The organism is Streptosporangium sp. NPDC006930 (genome assembly GCF_040635605.1).
Taxonomy (GTDB): Bacteria; Actinomycetota; Actinomycetes; order Streptosporangiales; family Streptosporangiaceae; genus Streptosporangium.
On sequence record NZ_JBEYID010000015.1, the window covers coordinates 89,643 to 105,384 of the forward strand.

Below are 15,742 nucleotides of genomic sequence, written 5' to 3' on the forward strand. Positions count from 1 at the left end.
TCCGCGCTGCTTCCTTTGAGGGACGAAGGTGGATAAATCACTTCAGATGGCGGAAAGGGGGAAGGTCTCCTGCCGGGTAAACTCGATAGTCCCCGGCGAATCCAATGGGGAGGTAGGGGAGGCCGACGATGTTCCGCATCCTGGTGTTGCTCTTCGTCATCGCGGTGATCGTGGTGGTGATCCTCGGCGTGACCAGGACGGTCCGCGCCACCGCGGCAGGCGGGGCGAAACACGAGCCTGTCGCCGACAGCCCCCGCGAGATCCTCAAGCGCCGCTACGCGGCCGGTGAGATCGACGAGGACGAATACCTCCGCCGTATGTCGGGCCTCTCCCAGGACTGGTAGTCCCACCGGCGTCGCGAACCGATCCGCGGCCAGGTCGGCGTCGTGGCGACGTGGTCAGGCGGGCATGGCGAACCGGCGCCCTCGGCCCTGAGTCGCGAACCGAGGTGGCCGGACCCGCGTCACGAGCCGACGTGTTCGGACGCACATCGCGGCGCCGACGTGCGTCAGGTCGCGGGGGCGGGGGCCGGCTGGTTCTCGGTGATCCAGGCGTCGATCTCCTCCCAGTGCTCGAAGAGCCAGCGGATCTGCTCCTCGCGCTCGCGGGGCACGTCGGCGGCCTGGACCCGCCACCACTTGGCCTTGATCTGGGCGCTGAGCGGAAGACGGGTCCAGATGTCCCCGAAGGTGATCAGGTCGTCGAGACCGGTGTGCGCGACGAAGATCACGTCCGCCTCGGGGCAGGCCTCGATGGCGGCGATCGCCCCGTTGGGTCGGGGGGCCATCAGGTGCTCCAGCCTGCGGGCCCGCGCGGCCTCCTCGGTCAGGCCCTTCTGCTCCAGCCTCAGGATGGCCCGCCAGCGGCGCTTCGGGGTGAAGTTGCCACCCTCGGGGAAGATCACCAGGGCGTCGTCGGCGTCCATCCCGGCGGACAGGCGGCGGATCTCGCCGAGGATGCCGCTCTCGGCGGTCTTGCGGTGGACGAAGGCGTTGGGGAGACGGTTGATCACCACGTCCAGCGAGGGGACGAACTGCAGGGCCGCCTTCATCACGATCCTCGGGCGCCTGTGGTACCGGGCGAGAAGGTGGTGGACGAGCAGGAAGGAGTCGCCGGGACCCGCGTGGCGGGACAGGACGATGACGGGGCGGGTGAGGCGCCGGGAGGTCTCGTCGGAGGTCGGCGACGGCTCGTCGACCTCGACGGTAAGGCGGAAGATCCGCACCGCGGCCTCGTAGATCTTGGACAGGAACCACTGGATCAGCTGGTAGTGCTGCTCCTGGTACTCGTCACGGCTGAGCCTGCCGCCCAGGCCGTTCGTCACCCACAACCACAGACAGGCGCACAGCGCCATCGACTCCAGCGTCAGCCACGCCATCGCGAACCAGACCAGCCGGGTGCCGCGCCGCTGCGGGGGCGGCAGGCGCAGCGAGGCCGCGGTCACCACCAGCAGCCAGATCGGGAGCGTGAGCACCGCGAGGACGGTGAGCACGATGACGAGAGGTGCGAGGACCAGGCGGCGGATGATGCGAGGAGGCAGCACGAGCGGCTCCTGCCTGTGTGGATGTGCGGTGTGTAGGCGTGTGGGTGCCGGTGTGACTCAGACCGGTGTGACTCAGACCGGTGCGACTCAGACCGGCGTGACTCAGTTGGGCGCTGATGCGGACATGTCCCTGTGAGGTACCCAGATGTATACGTACAACGCGATGTGGTTCATATCCATGCCAGGGCGGACGGTTGACGTGGCTCAGGAGGGCGAGTGCCGGGCCAGGTAGTCGGCCGAGGCCCGGTACGCGCGATCGATGTATTTAGATATATGCGAAATATCCCGATATCGCAGCTGGGAGAAGTCCATTCCCGGCCGGGACTCGCCCCCCGAAGGCATCACGTGGACCTCGATGTCGTCCGGCAGGGTGGCCATCTCCTCGGTGAAGCGGTGTCGCCGGGCGATCTCGAAGGCGGTCATGCCGACCTCCCACGGGCGCCGCGGCACCGTCAGGGGACGCTCGATCCTGCCCACGTGCAGCACGTAGACGCGCCGGGCGCCGAGCGCGACGGCCCGGCCGACCGGGATGCTGTGCACCAGCCCGCCGTCGAGGTAGTGGCCCTCGCCGACGCGGACGGGCGGCAGCAGCCCTGGAACGGCGCAGGAGGCGAGGACCGCGTCGACGAGCGGCCCCTCGGTGAACCAGTGCGCGGCGGCGCGCTCGACGGAGGCGGCCACGCACTGGAACGACACGGGAAGGTCCTCGATGCGGGAGACCGGGAGCGTCCTGGCCAGCAGGTCGCGCAGCGGCTCGGAGGAGTGCAGGTGGGTGCCGCTTTTCGCGAGGGTGGACAGCCGGGTCACCCAGGACCCCGCGAACGCCGTACGGACGATGTCGGAACTCCACAGCGTGTTCAGACGCTCGACCGCGTCACCGGGGGAGGCGGCGAACACGACGCCGTTCAGCGCGCCCACGGACGTGCCGACGATCACGTTGGGCTTGATACCCGCCTCGTCGAGCGCACGCAGCATGCCCACCTCGTGAGCGCCGAGAACGCCCCCGCCACCCAGTACGAAGGCAGTGTCCAGGCTCATGGGCTCACAATATCCCCGCCCCGGAGCGCCGGGTTCCCGCCGAGCCCGAGCAGGTTCGGGATCCCCGCGACGAACCCGGCGGGTTCCAGGTCTCCGCGACGAACCGGGCGGGTTCCGAATTCCCGCAAAGAAAGGGCGGCCAGTTGTCCGGGTCCTGGCATGACCTCAGGCGCCGGCGAGAGGGCACGATCTGACGCATGACAAGTGTGGTGGAGACTGAAGGGCTCACCAAGTTCTACGGCGGGCGCCGAGGACTTGAGGATCTCGACCTGGAGATCCGACCGGGGGAGGTGTTCGGGTATCTCGGCCCGAACGGAGCGGGAAAGACAACGACCATCAGGCTGCTCCTGGACGTCATCCGTCCCACCAGGGGCCGGATGACGGTCCTGGGCAGGGATCCCCGCGAGGCGGGTGTGCGGAGCCGGATCGGTTACCTGCCCGGCGAGCTGGCCCTGGAGGGCAGGGAGAAGGCGGGGGAGTTCCTCGCCTTCCTCGGCGCGATGCGCGACGGCGTGCCCAGGGGGCGGATCGAGGAGCTGGCCGAGAGGCTGGAGGCCGACCTGTCGGTGCCGATGGGCAAACTCTCCAAGGGCAACAGGCAGAAGGTCGGGCTCATCCAGGCCTTCATGCACGAGCCGGAGTTCCTGATCCTCGACGAGCCGACCAGCGGCCTGGACCCGCTGATGCAGCAGGAGTTCCTCGCGATGGTCCGCGAGGTCCGCGCCTCGGGCCGTACCGTGCTGATGTCCTCCCACGTGCTGGCCGAGGCCGAGGACGTGTCCGACCGGGTCGGCATCGTGCGCGCCGGCAGGCTGGTCGCGGTGGAGGACGTCTCCGCGCTCAGGGAGAAGGCGGTGCGCCGGGTGGAGTTCCACTTCGACGCCCCGGTGCCTCCGGAGGCGTTCGAGAACCTGCCCGGCGTACGGGACCTGCGGGTGGAGGGGGCCGGGGTGCGCTGCACCATCGACGGCCGCCCGGACGCGCTGATCAAGGCGGCGGCGAGGTTCACCGTGGTGCACATGGTCAGCGCCCAGCCCGACCTGGAGGAGATCTTCCTCACCTACTACAGCCGGCACGAAGAGGAAGGGGAGGCGCGCGATGCCCGCACTGGTGTCGAAAAGCCTGCGTGACTACCGCAGACCGCTGCTCGGCTGGACCATCGGGCTCAGCGCCTTCTTCGCGCTGTACCTGGCCTTCTACCCGAACATCCAGAGCAACCCCGACCTCTACGGGGAAGTGGCGCTGACCAAGTTCCCCGGGGCGATGCGCGACCTCATGGGCGGCCTGGAGGAGGGATTCACCAGCGGCTCCGGCTATCTGCAGACCCTCGTCTACCAGCTGTTCGGGCCGCTGCTGTTCATCATGTGCGCCGCCGTGATCGGCAACCGGGCGATCGCCCAGCCTGAGGAGTCGGGCACGCTGGAACTCGTCCTCACCCTCCCGGTCGACCGCAGGCGACTGGTCCTGGAGCGCTTCGCCGCCCTCGCCCTCGCACTGCTCGGCGTGGCGGCGGCCACCTTCCTCGTCGTGCTCGGCCTGGCGGCCGCCGTCGACATGGGCGTACCCGCCGGCAGGATCCTCGCCGGTCACGTCGGTGTCTTCCTGCTCGCCCTCTTCTTCGGCACGCTCTGCCTGACGGTCGGCGCCGCGACGGGTCGCAGGGGGGTCGCCCTCGCGGTGGTCGGGGTGGTCGCCGTGGCCGGATACGTGGTCGAGACCATGGGCAAGGACGTGGACGGAGTGTCCTGGCTGCGCTGGATCTCGCCGTTCCACTACTACCTCGACGGGCGTCCGATCCAGCTGGGATTCCCGGTGGGGGACTATCTCGTGCTGGCCGGGGCGACCGTCGTGCTGCTCCTGATCGCGATGCCGGCCTTCGACAGGCGTGACGTGGGAGTCTGATGGACGAGCTGCTCGGCGGCCATCTCCGGATGTTGCGGGAGGCGGCCGCCACCGGCAGGCTGCCAGGGCGGGCCGAGCTCGACGACTGCCGCGCCGCCGGTGCGCTGGCCGCCAGCGGGGCGTGTCCGTGCGGGCACTGGTCGAGGCCGCGCTGGCGACGGCCGAGTCGGTGACCCCCACCCCGCTCCCGGCCCTGCGGCGTACGGTCTCCGCCCTGATGGAAGGGTACGAGAACGCCCAGCGGGCGGCGTTGCGCCGGGAGGAGACGGCGCGCAGGAAGTTCGTCGACGACCTGCTCCAGGGCCGTGCCGACAGGCTCGCCGAACGGGCCGAGCACTTCGGGCTCCGCATGGCGGAGACGTACGTGGTCGCCGTCGCCCGCCCTGCCACCGGAGTCGCCGCGGCCGTCGCTTCGGGGGACGGAGGGTTCGAGGGGCGCGGAGGGTTCGAGGGGCGCGGAGGGTTCGAGGGGCGCGGAGGGTTCGAGGGGCGCGGAGGGTTCGAGGGGCGCGGAGGGGAAGAGGAGGTCCGCGGGCTCGCGGGCGAGGCCGAGGGGACGGCCAGGAGGATCGAGGAGGCGCTGGTCGCCAGGTTCGGCTCGCACAACGTGCTGGTCACGGTACGCGACGGGATGCTCGTGTGCGTGGCGCCGGGCAGCCTCGGCGTCGTGAACGGAGAGTTCACCCATCACGTGCGCCAGATGTTCGCGCCCGGCTGGCGGGTCGGGCTCGGCAGAGCGCACCGGGGCCCCGGCGGGGTGGTCACCTCCTATCGGGAGGGGATCAACGCCATCGGGTTCGGCGACAGGCTGGGGCTGCGCGCCCCGGTGCTCAAGGCCGCCGACCTGCTGGTCTTCCCGGTACTGCTGCGGGACCGAGCGGCGATCGAGGACCTGGTGACGAGCGTGCTCAGCCCGCTGCTCGAGGCGCGGGGCGGCCCCGAGCCGCTGCTCGCCACGCTGGAGGCCGTCTTCGCCTCCCAGGGCAACCAGACCGCCGCCGCGCGCAGGCTCGACATCAGCACCCGGGCGGTGACCTACCGGCTGGAGCGGATCCGCCGCCTCACCGGGTTCTCGCCGGACGATCCCACCCAGCGTTTCACCCTGGAGACGGCGGTCCTGGGCGCCCGGCTCCTGGACTGGCCCGCCCAGCCGGCGCACTGACCGGACCTCCGCGCCGTTACGGGATCAGGAGCAGCTTGCCGGTCGTACGGCGGGCTTCGAGGTCCTCGTGGGCGCGGGCGGCCTCGGCGAGGGGGTAGCGCTCGGAGACGTGCACCCGCAGCTGCCCGGAGGCGACCCAGCCGTAGAGGTCGGAGGCGCGCCAGGCGAGCTCGTCGCGGGTGGCGATGTAGGAGCCGAGCGTCGGACGGGCGAGGAAGAGGGAGCCGTTCCTGGCGAGGATCTGCGGGTCGAACGGCGGGACCGGGCCGCTGGCCTGGCCGTACAGCGCCATCATGCCGCGCGGTCGCAGCGAGGCGATGCTCTCGTCGAAGGTGGCCGCGCCCACGCCGTCGTAGACGACGTGCACGCCGGAGCCGGTCAGCTCGCGGACCGCGTCGGCGAAGCCCTTGTAGCGGAACACCTCGTCGGCGCCCGCCCGGCGGGCCAGGGTCTCCTTCTCCTCGGTGGAGACCGTGCCGATGACCCGGGCGCCGCGCAGCTTGGCGATCTGGGTGAGCAGCAGGCCCATCCCCCCGGCGGCGGCGTGCACCAGGACGTCGTCGCCCGCCTTCACCTCGTACGTGGAGTGCGTCAGGTAGTGGGCGGTCAGTCCCTGGAGGGTGACGGCCGCCGCGGCCTCGGCCGTCACCCCCTCGGGTACGGCGAGCACCTTGGAGGCGGGCACCACGATCCTGGAGGCGTAGCTGCCCGGCACGTTCGCCCACGCCACGGTGTCGCCGACGGCGACGTCGCGCACGTCCTCGCCGACGGCGACGACGGTGCCCCCGCCCTCCTCGCCGGGAACGAAGGGCAGGGAGAGCGGGTAGCGGCCCATCCGGTGGTAGACGTCGATGAAGTTCACCCCGGAGGCGGTGACGTCCACCAGGACGTCACCGGGGTTCATCTCGGGGTCCGGGTGATCGTCGGTGTAGGTGAGAACCTCGGGTCCACCGGTGGCGGAGACGACTATGGCGCGCATCGTGCTGAACTCCTTTGGTCGGTCGGATGCCCCGTTCCCCGCAGGGTGCGGATCACTCGCCGTCAGGGCTGTGTGGCGGGTGCGGGGCCGTGCAGGGTGAAGTTGTCGAACGCGGTCCGCAGGACGGCGTCACTGCTCTCGCCCACCCGGGCGATCACGCCGACGAGCCCGTTGGGCAGCGGGTTGGTGTCGAGGAACGACTGGGTCTGCTCGTCGTTGACCCACATGGTGAGCCGCACACCGCCCTCGACGCCTGCGCACTCCGCCGTGAGCCGGACGGCCTCGCCCTTGGGCAGGTCGACCTTGACGGGCTTGGTGAGCTCGCCCCCCGCGCTCTTGACGGTCTTGCGGATGCGGGCGTTGCCCGAGGTGTCGAGCAGAAACTCGTACCGCGTCGCCTTGTTGTCGTCCTCGCCCCGGCAGAACAGCCCGTACTCGCCCATACCGACGGTGCCGGAGCGGATCGTGATGTCGGAGCCGAGCAGGATTCGGCTCGGAGTGATCGGTATGGGGCTCGCCGTGGGGTCGGGGGTGGCCGGGGGAGCGGAGACGAAGGGGATCGGGGCCTGCTCCCGCCTGATGGGGGAGTAACCGCTGACGTCGACGGCGTAGTAACCGTTGGGGGAGTAGCCGTACGTGCCGGTCAACGGGCTGTAGGTGCCGCCGCTCCAGCCGGTGCCGCTCTGGGTGAAGTCGTCCTGGTAGAGCAGGGGGAGGTCCTCGGGGGGGCCGCCGGGAGCGAGGGTGAGGCGCAGCCCGATCCCCGCTGCCGCCACCAGCAGGGCCGCCACCGCCACCCCGACGGCGAGGTTGCGCCGCCCGCCCGCGAGGCCGCGCGGGAAAGGCCAGGTGCCGCCCTCCGGCGGCCCGGGGAGGGTGTGGCCGGGGCCGTCGTGGGAGGCGCCGGGCGAGGAGTGGCCGCCGCCCGGCGGCGAGGCGCCGGAGTCGGCGTGACCGCCCCGGGCGGACTGCGCGGTGTGAGCCGCGTCCCCCTGGGCGGGGTCGGGATTTCGTCCCGGTTCGTTCCAGCCGGGGTCGAGGTTTTGTCCCGGGTGGCTCCAGGCGGGGTCGGGGCCCTGTCCCGGGTGGCTCCGGGCGGGGTCGGGATTCTGCTCGGGGTGGCTTCGGCCGGGGGCGGAAGGCGTACCCGCGGGACCGGCGGGACCTGTGCCGCTCCAGGGGGCGCCGTCCGGCGTCTCCCCGGGGCCCTGCCAGGAGGCCTGGACCGAGTGGGCGGCCTGTTCCGGCGCGGCGGAGCGGCCCACCAGGTGGTCGAGGAGCTGCTGTGAGGTGGGCCGGTTGCGCGGGTCCTTGGTCAGGGCGTAGGTGACGAGCTCGCGCAGCGCGGGTTCCATGCCCTCCAGAGAGGGTTCGGTGTTGAGCACCTGGTACAGCACGGCGGGGAGCGCCTCGCCGCCGAACGGCGCCCGCCCGCTCGCGGCGAAGGCCATCAGGCAGCCCCACGAGAACACGTCGCAGGCGGCGGAGACCGGCTCACCGCGCAGCACCTCGGGCGCCATGTATCGGGGGGTGCCGAGGATCTCGCCGGTCCCGGTCATCCCGCCGAGGGTGTCCAGCGCGCGGGCGATACCGAAGTCGATCACGCGGGGGCCGATGGGGGAGAGCAGCACGTTGGAAGGCTTGAGGTCGCGGTGCACGACTCCGGCGCCGTGGATGGCGGTCAGCGCGGTCGCCACCCCGACGGCGAGCGCGTCGAGGCTGGAGCCGCGGAGCGGCCCGTCCGCGTCGACGGCCTCCTCAAGGTTGGGGCCGGTGACGTACTCGGTGACGACGTAGAGCTGGTCGCCGTCGAGCGCGGCCTCGACGACCGCGGCCGTGCAGAACCTGCGGACCCGCTGCGCCGCGTCGGCCTCCCTGCGGAAGCGCATCCGGAACCGTTCGTGCCTGCTGTACTCCGGATTGATGACCTTGATGGCGACCTGCTGCCCGTCAGAGGACTCGCCGAGATAGACCGTGCCCATCCCGCCCCTGCCCAGCCGGCTGAGCACGCGGTATCGGCCTATCTGCAGGGGTTCGTCGGGACTGAGGTCGCTCACCTTTGTGCCTAACCGCCTACGCCGTCACATGGGTGTTTCAGCCTATCGATCTTCTGCCGCTCACCAGCAGACGCAACAGCGGCACGCCGACTTTTTCCAGGCCGTCCACGGTCAGCACGTCCTCGGGCGCCGGACCGCCGGAGACCGACACCACCAGGCACCCCGCCGCGCGGGCCGCGGCGAGCCCGGTCGGGCTGTCCTCCACGGCCACGCAGTCGGCGGGGTCGAGGCCCAGCACGGAGGCCGCCCGCAGGTACGGGTCGGGCAGCGGCTTGCCGCGAACGGTGTCCTCGGCGGCCACGACCAGGGCGAAGCGCTCCGCCCCGACGGTGCGCAGCACCATCTCCACGATGAGTCGTGGTGAGGCGCTGACCAGCGCCGCGGGCACGCCTTCCTCCCTCAGCTCGTCCAGCAGCCGGATCGCGCCGGGCAGCGGTGTCACCCCGCCGGAGATCCGCCCGGCGAAGGCCTCGGTGAGCCGAACCCCGATCCGTTCCACGCCGGGCGGGGACGGTGCGCGCCGCGCGAGGTAGCCGGCCACGTCCTCGACCATGCGGCCCAGGACGTGGCCGGCGTCGGCCCCCGTCAGCTCCAGGTTCAGCTCGGCGGCGACCGCCACGCACGCCTGCCACCACATTCCCTCGGTGTCGACGAGCGTGCCGTCCATGTCGAACAGGACGGCTTTGAGCTCACCCGACACCCGCGACGTCCTCGGACTCTGATGCCCCGGACGACCCGGAGGGCGTCGCGGAGTCCGGCGACCCCGGGGACTCAGGGGAGTCCTCAGGGGTGAGGGCGGGGGCGGTGCGCGCGGCGACGAGCACGGGCCGCTGCACGAGGGAGACGTTCACCCGCGTGCCCGGCGCCAGGCGTACCGCGTCGTGTCCCGGCACGTCGCTGAGGACCTCCAGCTCGCCCACCCGCACCCGCAGCCGCGCGGTGGAGCCACGGAAGGACGACGCCACGACCGTGGCGTTCCCTTCCGGGGAGGGCGTGACCAGCACGGCCTCCGGCCGTACCAGCACGTCGACCTCGGGCGAGGACGGCACGGAGCCGTCCACCGGCATGAGTTTCCCCATCACGGTCACCTCCCGGCCGGACAGGTGGCCGGGGACGTGGTTCATCGCGCCGACGAACTCCGCCACGAACGGGGTGGCGGGCCGGTCGTAGACCTCGGCCGGTGGGCCGCACTGCTCCAGCCGTCCGGCACGCAGCACCGCGACCTTGTCGGCGACCGAGAGGGCCTCCTCCTGGTCGTGGGTGACGAAGATGGTGGTGATGCCCAGTTCGAGCTGGAGGCGCCGGATCTCCTCGCGCAGCGAGACGCGGACCTTGGCGTCCAGCGCGGACAGCGGCTCGTCGAGCAGCAGTACGCGTGGTTCCAGCGCCAGTGCCCTGGCCAGGGCGACACGCTGCTGCTGGCCGCCCGACAGCTCGTGCGGGTAGCGCTGGGCGTGCGTCGGCAGGCCGACCAGTTCCAGCAGCTCATCCGCCCGTGCGTGCCGTTTCGCGGTCGGCACCTTGCGCACCCGCAGCCCGAAGGCCACGTTGTCCCGCGCGTTGAGGTTGGGGAACAGGCTGTAGGACTGGAAGACCATGCCCGCGTCCCGCCGGTTGGCGGGCACCCGGGTGATGTCCTTGCCGTCCACGAGCACCGCTCCGGCGTCGGGGTGCTCGAAACCGGCGACGCAGCGCAGCGCGGTGGTCTTCCCGCAGCCGGAAGGGCCGAGCAGGGCCATCAGCTCGCCCTGCTCGACGGTGAGGTCCAGGCCGTCCAGGGCCACCGTGCGGCCGAACGCGCGACGCAGCCCCCGGAACTCGACGGTCATCGGCGTTTCCTTCCCGCACCCGAGAGGGTGAGCAGCAGCAGCCAGATGAGGAGCAGGCTGATGATCGACAGGGCGACGGAGAGTTGTCCGTCGTTCCCGGAGATGGTGACGATCCAGACGGGGAACGTCTGGTAGCCGAGCAGGGCGGCGACGGTGTACTCGCCGAGCACCAGCGCGAGGGCGAGAAAGGAGGCGCTCGCGATGGAGGAGCGGATGTTGGGGATGATCACGCGGAACAGCACGTAAGGCCACGAGGCACCCAGGTTGCGTGCCGCCTCCACCAGCGTCCGCACGTCGATCGCGCGCAGCCCGGCGTCCAGCGACCGGTAGACGAACGGCAGCGTCAGCATCACGTACGCGAGCACGAGGACGAAGGGGAACCTCTGGTCCTGGATGGCGATGAGCGTCGCCCAGAACGGTGTGGCGGCCAGCGCCTCGACGCCGTCACGCAGCGCCGTGCTGATGCCGACCACGTAGGTGATCGGCGGTACGACCAGCGGGAGCGTGGAGAGCACCTCCAGCACGGGGCGCAGCCGGGGCGCGCCGAGCCGCACGGCGAGCATGGCGGGGAGGGTGAGCAGCAGCACCGCGACGATGGTCGCCGCGGCCAGCGCCAGGGAGAGCAGCAGGCTGGGAACGAAGCCGGGCGCCGACAGGATCCGCCCGTAGGCGGCGAGTGAGAAGCCCTGGCCCTCGGAGTAGACGGTGAACCAGAAGGACACCGCCATCGGTACGACGAAGTAGACCGCCGCGACGACCAGCACGATCCCGCGCCAGGCCCGCCGAGCTCCGGGACGGGCGGTGGCGGCGGGACCCGGAGTGACGTCGGGCAGGGTCGCTACCGCAACCATCGGGAGCTCCTCTTCTGCAGCGGCAGGTAGACCGCCATCACCAGCAGCGCGACGACGATCATGTCGAGGCTCAGGGCGAGCGCGACGTTCTCGTACCCGATGAGGACGTCCCCGGTGAGTGCCTCGGCGATCTGCAGGGTGACCAGGGGGACCGTGCTGCCGACCATGGCGTAGGCGGTGGCGTAGGCGGCGAAGGCGCCGCCGAACAGCAGGACGACGCCGCCGAGCAGGGCCGGGGTGAGCACCGGGATGCCGACGTAGCGCCAGAACTGCCAGGTGGTGGCGCCGTTGTTCTGTGCCGCCTCCCGCCACTGCGGGCGCAGGCCGTCCAGCGCCGGGGTCACGACGAGCACCATCAGCGGCACCGAGAAGTACATGTAGACCAGGGCGAGGCCCCAGAAGTTGTACAGCACCCCGGGGCCGAGGCCCAGCGCGGTGGTGATCACCCCCGAGTTGCCCAGGGTGGCGATCCAGATGAAGGCGAGTGGCACGCCGCCGAAGTTGGCCAGCACGCCGGAGAAGGTGAGCACGGCCTCGCGCAGGGCCGTGAACCGGGAGGTGACGACGGCCTGGGCCAGGAACGTCCCGGCGACCGCGGCGGCGACCGCCACCACGGCCGACAGCTGAACGCTGCTGATCAGGGCGTTGAGGTAGGGGCCCTGCAGGCTTCTGGACAGGTTGGCGGTGCCGAGGGAGGAGACCTTGGTCACCGGGTCCTTGACGGTGAACGCGCCGACCAGCAGCGTGAGCGCCGGGATCCCGAAGGCCACCGCCGTCACGACGAGCAGCGGCAGGGCTCCCACCCAGTTCTTGGAGCGAGGACGGCCGCCGCGCGGGGCGGCGGCCGTGACAGCCGGGACCGTCATCCCGAGACCGCGGCGCCCCAGCCGTCGGCCAGGACCTCCTTGGCCTTGTTGACCTGGGCCTCCGTCGGGAAGGTGGGGTCACCCTCGACCGGCGGGAGGTTGGCCTCCGCCGTCGCGTCGACCGTGCCGTCGGCCTTCATCGCGGGCAGCAGCACCGGGCGGGCGAAGCCGCCGAGGTAGAGGTTCTGGCCCTCGGTGCTGTAGAGGAACTCCTGCCACAGGCGCGCGGCGGCCGGGTGCGGGGCGTCCTTGTTGATGGCCTGGGCGTAAAGCTGGAAGTACTTGCCGTCGCCGGGGATGACGGTCTTCCAGTCGATGCCCTTCTCGGCCATCTTGGGGGCGTAGGCGGCGTTGTTGTAGTCCCAGTCGATGCTGATCTGGGTCTCGCCCTTCTCGATGGTGGCCGGGGTGGTCTCCACCGGGTTGAAGTTCCCCGTCTCCTTCAGCTTCTTGAAGAAGTCGAGGCCGGGCTTGATGTCGTCGAAGGAGCCGCCGTTGGCGAGGGCCGCCGCGTACACGCCCGCGAACGCCGAGCCCGACTTGGTGGGGTTGCCGTTCAGTGCGACCTTGCCCTTGTACTCGGGCTTTAGCAGGTCGGCGTAGGTCTCCGGGCACTTGTCGATCTTCTTGGCGTCGCAGCCGATGGAGATGTACCCGCCGTAGTCGTTGAACCAGAGGCCGCTCGGCTCCTTCTGGTTGTCGGGGATCTTGTCCCAGCTCTCGACCTTGTACGGCGCGAACAGGCCCTCGGCGGCGCCGCTGATCGCGAAGGACTGGCCGATGTCGAGCACGTCGGGGGCGCGGTCCTGGCCCTTGCGGGTCTTCACCGCGTTGATCTCGTCGGCGCTGGAGGCGTCGGGGGTCTCGCTCTCGATCTCGATGCCGTACTTCGCCTTGAAGGCTTCGATGATCTTTCCGTAGTTGGCCCAGTCGGGCGGGAGGGCGATGACGTGGAGCTTGCCCTCCTTCTTGGCGGCCTCGACGAGCTTGTCCAGCCCGCCGAAGTCGGCGGCGGAGGTGGCGGTTCTGGCGTCCACTCCGGCCGCGGAGCCGCCGTCGGCGCCCGCCGAGGGGGCCGTTGTGGTGGGGGCGGCTCCGCACGCTGTGGCGCTCATCAGGAGGAATGCGGCCAGGCCTGCAAAGCGAACTCGGGATGCGATCACTGTGTCTCCCAAGGGGGTGTCGCGCAATATTTCACGAAAGTAGACGAACTTGTACAAACAAGCTAGGCCTCCTATGTCGTGAATCAGTTGCTGTTTGGTGAACGGGCCAAGTACAAGGGTGAAATGCGGGAACTTGGGCTATGTGTGGCAATAACGCTTGTTTAGGGTGGGGTTCAGTCGGACACACGGTGCGCGCAGTGAGGGATTCCGTTGACGCCTGCCGGGCCGGATGCGAGCGGGCGGCTTGAGAGGCGAGGCGAGATTGCGTGGTCACCGGGCGTGCGGGGATGCATGGGAGAGAGCCGTGGGGTTCGCGGGTGCGCCGGAAGGGGGGCGGATGTGACGGCCCGGTACATGGGCATCGCGGAGGAGCTGCGCGACGCGATCATGCGAGGTGAGCACCCCGTGGGCGCCCAGCTCCCCTCGGAGTCCGAGCTGGCCACCCGCTTCGCGGCCTCGCGCGGCACGATCCGCCAGGCGGTCGCCGTACTCGCCACCGAGGGCCTGGTCGGGTCCCGCCAGGGCGCCAGGCGCATCGTGCTCGGCCGTGAGCGCAGCCAGAGCTTCGCCGAACTGCACAGCTTCGCCCAGTGGGCGCGGGTGATGGGCTATCGGGTGAGCGGGCGGGTGCTGGAGCAGCGCCGCAGGGGCGCCGGCGTCACCGAGGCCGCCAGGCTCGCGCTTCAGCCGGGCGATCCGGTGCTTTTCGTGCTGCGGCTGCGCTCCCTGGAGGGCGAGCCGGTGATGCTGGAACGCACGGTCTACGCCGGGTGGATCGCCCCGGCCGTCGAGCGCATCGAACCGGGCTGCGAGTCGGTCACCCAGGCCCTCTACGAGAGTGTCGGCCTCGTCTTCGCCTACGGCGAGCACCTCATCGACGCGGTGGCCGCGGGCGTCGAGGACTCCAGGCTGCTGGCCGTGCGCAGGGGCAGCCCGCTGCTGCGCCAGCGCCGGGTCACCACCACCCACGAGGGGCGGCCCGTCGAGTGGTCCGACGACCGCTACCGCGCGGGCAGCGTCACCTTCAGCATCCGCAACTCGGTGGACGCCAATCCGCTCGTACGGCAGGTGGGGGACTTGCGCCCGGCCCGGTAAGAACGTACGTTCGATACGCCAGGCCCGTCTTCCCCCGGGTGCTCATCGGAAAGCCGCGGGAGAAGAGCGTCTTGAGCAGACTTTACGGCGACCCCGTCGAAGTGTGGATCCGCGACGGGCAGCCCGTCCAGTTCGTCTGGGGCGATCGCCTCCACGCCGTCGGCAGGGTTCTCGACCACTGGGTCGTCGCACGCGAGTGGTGGAAGACCTCCGCCGGTGATCCCGGCGAGCGCCGGTTCTGGCGGGTCGAGGCCGCCTCGGGAGGCCGGGCCGGCACCTACGAGCTCAGGTTCGACACCGCGGGCGAGGGCTGGCTGCTGATCAGGGCATGGGAGTGACGTCCCGCCCCGGCGTGCCTCCCGCGTGCCTTTCATCGGGCGGGGCGGTGCTCGCTCACTGTCCGGCGGGATGGACCTCCTGGGGCTGCTCCTGCCCGGAGACCTCCGGCGAGGGCGCCTCGGAGAGGGAGGGCGCGGGGTCGTCCGCGAGCGGGGTCGGGACCGATCTCACCGGGTTCCGCTTCACCCGGTCCTGCTTCACCTGGTCCTGCTGCACCGAGGTCGGTTTCACCGGGACCGTCTCCGCCGCCTGCGCCGGGAGGCGGCGCTCAGGCCTGGTCCGCCGCCGGTGCCCGCCGCCCGCGGCCTGGATCCCGGTGATCTGCCGCACGGTCGTCGCGCACAGCAGGGAGGCGGTCGCGACGGCGACCAGCTCGGTCAGGCCGAACCCGGTCAGGCTCGCGCCTCCCTGGGGCGCCCCAGGCCACAACCGGGCCAGCACCAGCGCGGAGGCGACGAGCCAGCTCAGCCACCAGGCGGTGAGCAGCGCCTTCCAGCGCAGGCGGCGATCCAGCGGCGGGCGGGAGGCTCGCCACAGCCGGTCGACCAGCACGGGGGGCGCGGCCAGGTTGACCACGGGCACGAACCAGCTCACCAGGACCGGCGCCACCGCGGTCCGGTCGGCGCCCTGCCGGGCGCGAAGCAGCCAGTTCAGGTAGGCGGCGACGGCGGCGATCGCGGATGCGGCGAAGAACATGATCAGAATGGCGAAGACGGTGACCGCGCCGAAGACCGCGTCGGCTCCGGGGGCGTGGGGGTCGCCGTTGAGCTCGGATATCTCCAGGACGAGGCGCCGACCGCGGACCTGTTCGAACACCGCCAGGGCGGCGACCGCGACCACCAGTGCGGTGAGCGTGACATAGACGGCCGAGGCCGATTTTTGTAGAGATGGGATAGAGCGCATGTATATCTCCCCCCC

The 15,742-nt window shown here is 71.0% G+C and carries 17 protein-coding genes; 7 read left to right on the top strand and 10 right to left on the bottom strand.

Annotated elements, in window-relative coordinates; all coding sequences use genetic code 11:
- The first annotated feature begins 128 nt into the window (after positions 1-128).
- Positions 129-344, top strand: coding sequence for an SHOCT domain-containing protein (locus tag ABZ664_RS25085; RefSeq protein ID WP_362514677.1), 216 nt, complete (start codon positions 129-131; stop codon positions 342-344).
- A 164-nt stretch (positions 345-508) separates the two neighbouring features.
- Here the strand turns inward: ABZ664_RS25085 and ABZ664_RS25090 are convergent, their stop codons facing one another.
- Positions 509-1,543 (bottom strand): 1-acyl-sn-glycerol-3-phosphate acyltransferase, encoded by a 1,035-nt coding sequence (locus tag ABZ664_RS25090; RefSeq protein WP_362514682.1) that lies wholly within the window; start codon positions 1,541-1,543, stop codon positions 509-511.
- Positions 1,544-1,747: 204 nt separating this feature from the next.
- Positions 1,748-2,581, bottom strand: coding sequence for a patatin-like phospholipase family protein (locus tag ABZ664_RS25095; protein WP_362514685.1), 834 nt, complete (start codon positions 2,579-2,581; stop codon positions 1,748-1,750).
- A gap of 197 nt (positions 2,582-2,778) precedes the next feature.
- Here ABZ664_RS25095 and ABZ664_RS25100 point away from each other — a divergent pair, with 197 nt between their 5' ends.
- Genes ABZ664_RS25100 through ABZ664_RS25115 form a run of 4 tightly spaced genes read left to right on the top strand, consistent with a single transcriptional unit; the run spans position 2,779 to position 5,645 of the window.
- Positions 2,779-3,711, top strand: coding sequence for an ABC transporter ATP-binding protein (locus ABZ664_RS25100; RefSeq protein ID WP_362514688.1), 933 nt, complete (start codon positions 2,779-2,781; stop codon positions 3,709-3,711).
- Positions 3,680-4,483, top strand: coding sequence for an ABC transporter permease subunit (locus tag ABZ664_RS25105; RefSeq protein WP_362514691.1), 804 nt, complete (start codon positions 3,680-3,682; stop codon positions 4,481-4,483). Before ABZ664_RS25100 ends, ABZ664_RS25105 begins: the two co-directional genes overlap by 32 nt.
- A complete protein-coding gene (locus ABZ664_RS25110; protein WP_362514694.1) occupies positions 4,483-4,656 on the top strand; it encodes a hypothetical protein in 174 nt (57 codons plus the stop codon). The genes ABZ664_RS25105 and ABZ664_RS25110 overlap by 1 nt, the downstream gene beginning before the upstream one ends.
- Positions 4,611-5,645 carry a helix-turn-helix domain-containing protein gene (locus ABZ664_RS25115; protein WP_362514697.1) on the top strand — a complete coding sequence of 345 codons (1,035 nt, stop codon included), beginning with the start codon at positions 4,611-4,613 and terminating at the stop codon, positions 5,643-5,645. The genes ABZ664_RS25110 and ABZ664_RS25115 overlap by 46 nt, the downstream gene beginning before the upstream one ends.
- 16 nt (positions 5,646-5,661) lie before the next feature.
- On the opposite strand, the gene ABZ664_RS25120 is transcribed toward ABZ664_RS25115, so the two are convergent.
- The 7 genes from ABZ664_RS25120 to ABZ664_RS25150 all read right to left on the bottom strand — a co-directional run bounded on the left by ABZ664_RS25120 (position 5,662) and on the right by ABZ664_RS25150 (position 13,342).
- A complete protein-coding gene (locus ABZ664_RS25120; protein WP_362514700.1) occupies positions 5,662-6,624 on the bottom strand; it encodes a quinone oxidoreductase in 963 nt (320 codons plus the stop codon).
- A 62-nt stretch (positions 6,625-6,686) separates the two neighbouring features.
- The gene (locus ABZ664_RS25125) at positions 6,687-8,681 is read right to left on the bottom strand and encodes a protein kinase (protein WP_362514703.1); all 1,995 of its coding nucleotides are present in this window, start codon (positions 8,679-8,681) and stop codon (positions 6,687-6,689) included.
- 37 nt (positions 8,682-8,718) lie between these two features.
- Positions 8,719-9,381: an HAD family phosphatase gene (locus ABZ664_RS25130; protein ID WP_362514706.1), complete on the bottom strand. Its 663-nt coding sequence runs from the start codon at positions 9,379-9,381 to the stop codon at positions 8,719-8,721.
- Complete coding sequence (locus tag ABZ664_RS25135) at positions 9,371-10,510, bottom strand: ABC transporter ATP-binding protein (protein ID WP_362514708.1); 1,140 nt, start codon at positions 10,508-10,510, stop codon at positions 9,371-9,373. The genes ABZ664_RS25130 and ABZ664_RS25135 overlap by 11 nt, the downstream gene beginning before the upstream one ends.
- The gene (locus ABZ664_RS25140) at positions 10,507-11,361 is read right to left on the bottom strand and encodes an ABC transporter permease subunit (protein ID WP_362514711.1); all 855 of its coding nucleotides are present in this window, start codon (positions 11,359-11,361) and stop codon (positions 10,507-10,509) included. The genes ABZ664_RS25135 and ABZ664_RS25140 overlap by 4 nt, the downstream gene beginning before the upstream one ends.
- Positions 11,349-12,227 carry an ABC transporter permease gene (locus tag ABZ664_RS25145; protein ID WP_362514714.1) on the bottom strand — a complete coding sequence of 293 codons (879 nt, stop codon included), beginning with the start codon at positions 12,225-12,227 and terminating at the stop codon, positions 11,349-11,351. The genes ABZ664_RS25140 and ABZ664_RS25145 overlap by 13 nt, the downstream gene beginning before the upstream one ends.
- Complete coding sequence (locus ABZ664_RS25150) at positions 12,224-13,342, bottom strand: extracellular solute-binding protein (RefSeq protein WP_362514717.1); 1,119 nt, start codon at positions 13,340-13,342, stop codon at positions 12,224-12,226. The genes ABZ664_RS25145 and ABZ664_RS25150 overlap by 4 nt, the downstream gene beginning before the upstream one ends.
- Positions 13,343-13,729: 387 nt before the next feature.
- Between ABZ664_RS25150 and ABZ664_RS25155 the strand changes: the two genes are divergently transcribed.
- Together ABZ664_RS25155 and ABZ664_RS25160 are read left to right on the top strand one after the other, a co-directional pair.
- On the top strand, positions 13,730-14,485 hold the full coding sequence (locus ABZ664_RS25155) for a GntR family transcriptional regulator (protein ID WP_362514720.1): 756 nt from the start codon (positions 13,730-13,732) through the stop codon (positions 14,483-14,485).
- A gap of 71 nt (positions 14,486-14,556) precedes the next feature.
- A complete protein-coding gene (locus ABZ664_RS25160; protein ID WP_350945361.1) occupies positions 14,557-14,823 on the top strand; it encodes a DUF6504 family protein in 267 nt (88 codons plus the stop codon).
- A gap of 55 nt (positions 14,824-14,878) precedes the next feature.
- Here ABZ664_RS25160 and ABZ664_RS25165 read toward each other — a convergent pair whose 3' ends face one another.
- Entirely contained in the window at positions 14,879-15,727 is an 849-nt protein-coding gene (locus ABZ664_RS25165) for a DUF4328 domain-containing protein (protein WP_362514724.1), read from the bottom strand.
- Positions 15,728-15,742 lie beyond the last annotated feature (15 nt).